This window comes from Rhodococcus yananensis, assembly GCF_020515525.1.
Taxonomy (GTDB): Bacteria; Actinomycetota; Actinomycetes; order Mycobacteriales; family Mycobacteriaceae; genus Rhodococcus; species Rhodococcus yananensis.
On record NZ_JAIYEP010000132.1, the window covers coordinates 1 to 5,700 of the forward strand.

Genomic DNA, 5,700 nt, shown 5'->3' on the forward strand with positions numbered 1-5,700 from the left:
GGGTCCTCGGCCGCGCACGGCCGAGGACCCCCGAGTTCTGTTCGGGGGCGCGGTCGGCGCCGCCCCGGCAGGGTGAGCGCCACCACACGGTTTGTTTTCTTGACTAATTCCAGAAAAGCGGCATACTGAGAGCCATGGAACACGCGGACGGAACACACTTCGACCCCAGGGAACAGCTTCGTTCCGTCGGGCTGAGGGTGACGGGGCCGCGTGTTGCAGTTCTCAACATGATTGTCCGACATCCACATTCGGATGCGGATGAGGTCGCCGCCGCCGTGCGTGCCGAACTCGGATCCGTATCCACCCAGGCGGTGTACGACGTCCTCAAGGCGTGTGTGGGGGCGGGCCTGCTCCGCAGGATCGAACCTGCGGGTTCGCCGGCGCGGTACGAGACCCGCACCGGCGACAATCACCACCACATCGTCTGCCGCGCGTGCGGCACGGTCGTCGACGTCGATTGTGTCGTCGGCACCGCACCCTGCCTGACCCCTTCGGATGCCGCGGGATTCGTCGTCGACGAGGCCGAAGTGACGTTCTGGGGTCTGTGCGGGAACTGCCGCTGACCGCTCCGGCGACGTCTGCGCCGCCGCCCGGCACCCGTGCGGCCCGGTCGGCGACCCCGTCGTACCCGCGACACCGTCCGCATCCGCTCTTTCCGGAGGTAGAACATGACGAACACCCGCTTCACCACCAACGCCGTCGGCAACCCCGTAGCGAGCGACGACGACTCGTTGACCGCGGGTGTCGGGGGACCGATCCTGCTGCACGACCATTACCTGATCGAGAAGCTCGCGCACTTCAACCGCGAGCGGGTGCCGGAGCGTGTCGTCCACGCCAAGGGTGGAGGTGCGTTCGGCGAACTCGTCGTCACCGAGGACGTCAGCGCCTACACGAAGGCGAAGCTGTTCCAGCCCGGCGTGAAAACCGAGTCGCTGGTGCGCTTCTCGACCGTCGCCGGTGAGCAGGGGAGTCCCGACACGTGGCGCGACCCTCGTGGTTTCGCGATCAAGTTCTACACCGAGGACGGCAACTACGATCTCGTCGGCAACAACACGCCGATCTTCTTCATCAAGGACCCGATCAAGTTCCCCGACTTCATCCATTCGCAGAAGCGCCTGCCCGGATCCGGGCTGCGTGATCACACCATGCAGTGGGACTTCTGGACGCTGCGCCCGGAGACCGCGCACCAGGTGACCTGGCTGATGGGTGACCGGGGAATTCCCCGCACGTGGCGGCACATGGACGGATTCGGTTCGCACACCTACCAGTGGATCAACGCCGACGGTGAGCGGTTCTGGGTGAAGTACCACTTCAAGACCGACCAGGGCATCGAGTTCCTGACCCCGGCGGAGGCGGACTCCCTCGCGGGCACCGACCCGGACTTCCATCGGGCGGACCTCCACGGCGCGATCGAGCGCGGAGACTTCCCGAGCTGGACGGTGTTCGTGCAGATCATGCCGGTTGCGGAGGCGGAGGGGTACCGATTCAACCCGTTCGACCTGACCAAGACGTGGTCGCAGAGGGACTACCCGCTCGTGAAGGTGGGTACCTGGACGCTGAACCGGAACCCCCGCAACTTCTTTGCCGAGATCGAGCAGGCCGCGTTCGCGCCGTCGAACATCGTTCCGGGAATCGGGTTCTCACCCGACAAGATGCTTCTCGGGCGGGTGTTCTCGTACGCCGACGCGCACCGGTACCGGATCGGAGCCAACCATGCGCAACTCCCGGTCAACGCGGCGAAGAACCGGGTCGACAGCTATGCGCAGGACGGTGCGATGACGTACTCGTTCAACGATCCCGCGACCCCGGTCTACGCGCCCAACACGTTCGGTGGGCCGCACGCAGACCCGCAGCGTGCCGGTGACGACGGCCGGTGGGAGTTCGGTACCGAGGCGGTCCGTGCGGGCTACGTGCAGCACGCCGAGGACGACGACTTCGGGCAGGCCGGCACCCTCGTGCGCGAGGTGATGGACGACGCGCAACGTGAGCGTCTGGCGAGCAACGTCGTCGGGCACATCCTCGGGGGCACGGACGAGGAACTGTACGACCGCATCTTCGAGTACTGGCGCAACGTCGACGCCGACCTCGGCAAGAAGATCGAGGAGGGCGTGCGCTCAGGCCGGGCGTGACGCGCGGGTGGGGTCAGCCCAGGCCCCACCAGTAGAGCAGCACGGCCAGAACCAGAACCAGGGCGGATTGTGCATCCATGGTCACCGACCTCCCGTCGGGGCGAACTGCGGTGGATGTCGACCCGGGACGGATCGACACGGTCGTACCCATCATCCTCCGCGCACCGCCGCCCGGGGAGTGTCGACTTCACCACATCGATGGGAAACCGGAACCTTCGGCGGTCGCCGAATGTTGAATCCGAAGAGAGATTTTCGAAAGGAGTGCGAAAGATGTACAGCCCCATCACGAGCGCATTGTCCACGGAGAATCAGAAGATCGCAGGTGACGCCCTGCAGGCCGTGCTCGTCGACCTCGTCGACCTGAGTCTGATCGGAAAGCAGGCGCACTGGAACGTCGTCGGCTCCCAGTTCCGGAGCATCCATCTGGACCTCGACGAACTGGTGACGACAGCGAGCGATTTCACCGACCAGGTCGCCGAGCGGCTGACCGCGATCGGAGTGAGCCCGGACGGGCGGGCCGCCACGGTGGCCTCCGACAGCGGAACGAAGGGCTTCGGCAGCGGCTGGAGCAAGGACGACGAGGTCGTCGCGTCGATCGTCGGCAATCTCGCCGCGGTGATCGCGCGGCTGCGCGAACGCATCGAGGTCACGGCCGACGCCGACCCGGTCACCCAGGATCTTCTGATCGGTCAGACGGCGCGACTCGAACAGCTGCACTGGATGTGGCAGGCGCAGCTCGCCTGACCGTTCCCGATCGGCCTCCGCGCGTCACCGGACCCTCCGTGGTGCTGGTGTGTCGGATGTGATTGCTAGGTTGGAGGCCCGGCCTCGCGTCCATCGAAGTCGCCGGGCGCGTCATCGATCGGAAGGTGTTGTCTCACATGGTGATGGGTCCGACCCATGCGGTTTCCGGAGCGCTCGTCGGATTGCTCGTCGCCGACGTGCTGCCCCGAGAGTGGGGTGGGCCGACGTCCACGGCGGAGACCCTCGCGTTCGCCGGTGTGTGTGCCGGTGCGGCGTTGCTGCCCGATCTCGACACGACGCAGTCCACGGTCGCGCGCTCCTTCGGCCCGGTCAGCCAGGCCGCCGCGAAGGGGGTCGGGGCGGCCTCCGCCGGCTACTACAACATCACGCGCGGCAAGCGGGAGCGCAAGAGGACCGGTGGCCACCGCACCATGACGCACACCGCATTGTTCGCGGTGCTCCTCGGGAGCGGCGTGACCCTGCTGGTGGCGCAGTTCGGGCGGGCCGCGATCATCGCCACGTTGTTCGTCACCCTCGGGCTCGCGCTGCGCGGACTGTTCGGTTCGTGGGCGAAGAAGTACGGGTGGTTCGTCGTCACGCTCGTCACCGCCGTGCTGTCCGTCCTGCTCTGGTCGGCCTTTCCGGGAGACGTCGGTTCGACCGGACTGGGAGTGGCGATCGCACTGGGGTGTGCGACGCACTGCCTCGGTGACGCGATCACGAAGGAGGGCATTCCCTTCCTCGCTCCGTTCGTCCCCTGGCGGGGGCAGCGGTGGTGGGAGTTCAAGCTGCCGGATGCCCTGGCGATCCGTGCCGGGGGGCCGTTCGAGGTCGTGGTTCTCGGGCCGGTGCTGACGCTGGCGGCGATCGGGTTCGCGGTCTGGTCGGTGGACGGAGCGCCGGAGTACATCACGGGGGCGCTGAAGGCGTCCGGCCTGTCCCTCTGAGTTTCGACGCCACTGGCATCGAAACGAACTTTGTTCTATTTTTGCTCGAGTTCGTAGTTCTCCCGACAGAACGGAGCTCGTCCCCGTGACCGACCATGCCCCCGGGAACGCACTGAGCCGCCGTGGCTTCATCGGCTCGGCGGTCGCCGCTGCCGGAGCCGCTGCCGTCACGGGCCTCGGGTGGGCGCCCGCCGGTGCCGTTCCGCTGGGCGACCCCGGTGCCACGATCGCGGCGCCGCCCGGATTCCCCACCGACATCCATCTCGAACAGCGCAGGTTCGAGAACTGGGCGAAGACCATCCACTTCGATTCGGTGTGGACGGCCACGGCCCGCGAGCCCGGCGACGTCGTGCGCCTCGCCGACTGGGCACACGCACACGGCTACCGGATCCGCCCGCGCGGCACCATGCACAGCTGGAGTCCGCTCACGGTCGTGCCGGGCGAGAGCGTCGACAGGACCGTGCTCATCGACACCATGGCGCACCTGAACGGGGTGTCCGTCGACCCGTCGGGCAGCCCCGCCACGGTCACCGCGGGAGCCGGGGCAAGCCTCGAATCGATCCTCACCGCGTTGCAGGAGCACGGTCTCGGCTGGGCCAACGCACCCGCGATCGGCGACATCACCGTCGCCGGGGCCCTGTCGATCGGCGCCCACGGCGCCACCTACCCGGCGGCGGGGGAGACGGCGGTGCCGGGACAGTCCTTCGGCTCCCTCTCGAACCTGATCGTCGCGCTCACCGCCGTCGTGTGGGACGACGCATCGGACGGGTACGTGCTGCGCGAGTTCCACCGGTCGGATCCCGAGATCACACCGTTGCTCACCCATCTCGGGCGCACCTTCATCACCTCGGTGACCCTGCAGGCCGGTGCCGATCAGCGACTCCGCTGCCAGAGTTTCACCGACATCCCGTGGCAGGAACTGTTCGCGCCCGCCGGATCTTCGGGGCGCACCTTCGAACGGTTCACCGAGGAATCCGGCCGCGTCGAGGCGATCTGGTTCCCGTTCACGGACACCCCGTGGCTCAAGGTCTGGTCGGTCAGTCCCGAGAAGCCTCCGACCGCGCGCGAGGTCACCGGCCCGTACAACTATTTCTTCTCCGACACGATCCCCGAGGCGGTCACCACGCCACTCGGTCGGGTCGCCGCGGGAAACCAGGCGATCACACCCGCATTCGGCGCCGCCCAGTTCGGTGCCGTCGCCGCCGGCCTGAAGGCCACCGCGACCGAGGACCTGTGGGGTTGGTCGAAGGACCTGCTGTTCTATCTGCGGGCCACGACGCTCCGCGTCGTCGCGGGCGGCGGCGTCGTCATCACCCGGCGCGAGAACATCGCCCGCGTCATCAACGAGTTCACGACGTGGATGCACACCCGGATGGGCGAGTACGCCGCGCGGGGCCTGTACCCGGTGAACGGGCCGTTCGAGGTGCGCATGTGCACGGTCGACAACCAGGACGAGGTGCTCGTCGCCTCGGCGGGGGCGCCGGACCTCTCGCCCGTCCGTCCGCGTCCCGACCACCCGGACTGGGACACCGCGATCTGGATGAACGTGGTGTCGCTGCCCGGAACCGCCGGACTGCCCGCATTCCTCGCCGAGATGGAGCAATGGATGGTGGCGAACTACTCCGGCGACTACGCGGGTTTCCGCTCGGAATGGTCGAAGGGGTGGGCGTTCGACGACGAAGGCGGCTACCGCAACTCGGGGTTCCTCGACGGGACGATTCCCGCGATGTACCGGACGGGTCTCGGCGGAGGCGAAGGATGGGACGCGGCGCGCGCCGCGTTCGACCGGCACGATCCGCACCGCGTCTTCAGCAACGGGTTCCTCGACCGGCTGATCTGACCCGGACGCGGGCGGGGCCGCGCACCGGCGTGCAGATCGG

At 67.8% G+C, this 5,700-nt stretch carries 6 protein-coding genes; 5 read left to right on the plus strand and 1 reads right to left on the minus strand.

The window, feature by feature from the left end:
- The first annotated feature begins 134 nt into the window (after nucleotides 1-134).
- Both LDQ05_RS19055 and LDQ05_RS19060 read left to right on the plus strand, forming a co-directional pair.
- Nucleotides 135-563: a Fur family transcriptional regulator gene (locus LDQ05_RS19055; RefSeq protein ID WP_226438522.1), complete on the plus strand. Its 429-nt coding sequence runs from the start codon at nucleotides 135-137 to the stop codon at nucleotides 561-563.
- A 105-nt stretch (nucleotides 564-668) separates the two neighbouring features.
- On the plus strand, nucleotides 669-2,129 hold the full coding sequence (locus LDQ05_RS19060; protein ID WP_226438523.1) for a catalase: 1,461 nt from the start codon (nucleotides 669-671) through the stop codon (nucleotides 2,127-2,129).
- Between the two features lie 13 nt (nucleotides 2,130-2,142).
- Here LDQ05_RS19060 and LDQ05_RS19065 read toward each other — a convergent pair whose 3' ends face one another.
- Nucleotides 2,143-2,283, minus strand: a complete 141-nt coding sequence (locus tag LDQ05_RS19065; RefSeq protein WP_226438524.1) for a hypothetical protein — start codon at nucleotides 2,281-2,283, stop codon at nucleotides 2,143-2,145.
- 116 nt (nucleotides 2,284-2,399) lie between these two features.
- Between LDQ05_RS19065 and LDQ05_RS19070 the strand changes: the two genes are divergently transcribed.
- From LDQ05_RS19070 to LDQ05_RS19080, 3 genes are all read left to right on the plus strand, one after another.
- A complete protein-coding gene (locus LDQ05_RS19070) occupies nucleotides 2,400-2,873 on the plus strand; it encodes a Dps family protein (RefSeq protein ID WP_226438525.1) in 474 nt (157 codons plus the stop codon).
- Nucleotides 2,874-3,010: 137 nt separating this feature from the next.
- A complete protein-coding gene (locus LDQ05_RS19075; RefSeq protein ID WP_226438526.1) occupies nucleotides 3,011-3,820 on the plus strand; it encodes a metal-dependent hydrolase in 810 nt (269 codons plus the stop codon).
- A gap of 85 nt (nucleotides 3,821-3,905) precedes the next feature.
- Nucleotides 3,906-5,660: a cholesterol oxidase substrate-binding domain-containing protein gene (locus LDQ05_RS19080; protein WP_226438527.1), complete on the plus strand. Its 1,755-nt coding sequence runs from the start codon at nucleotides 3,906-3,908 to the stop codon at nucleotides 5,658-5,660.
- The last annotated feature ends 40 nt before the right edge of the window (nucleotides 5,661-5,700 follow it).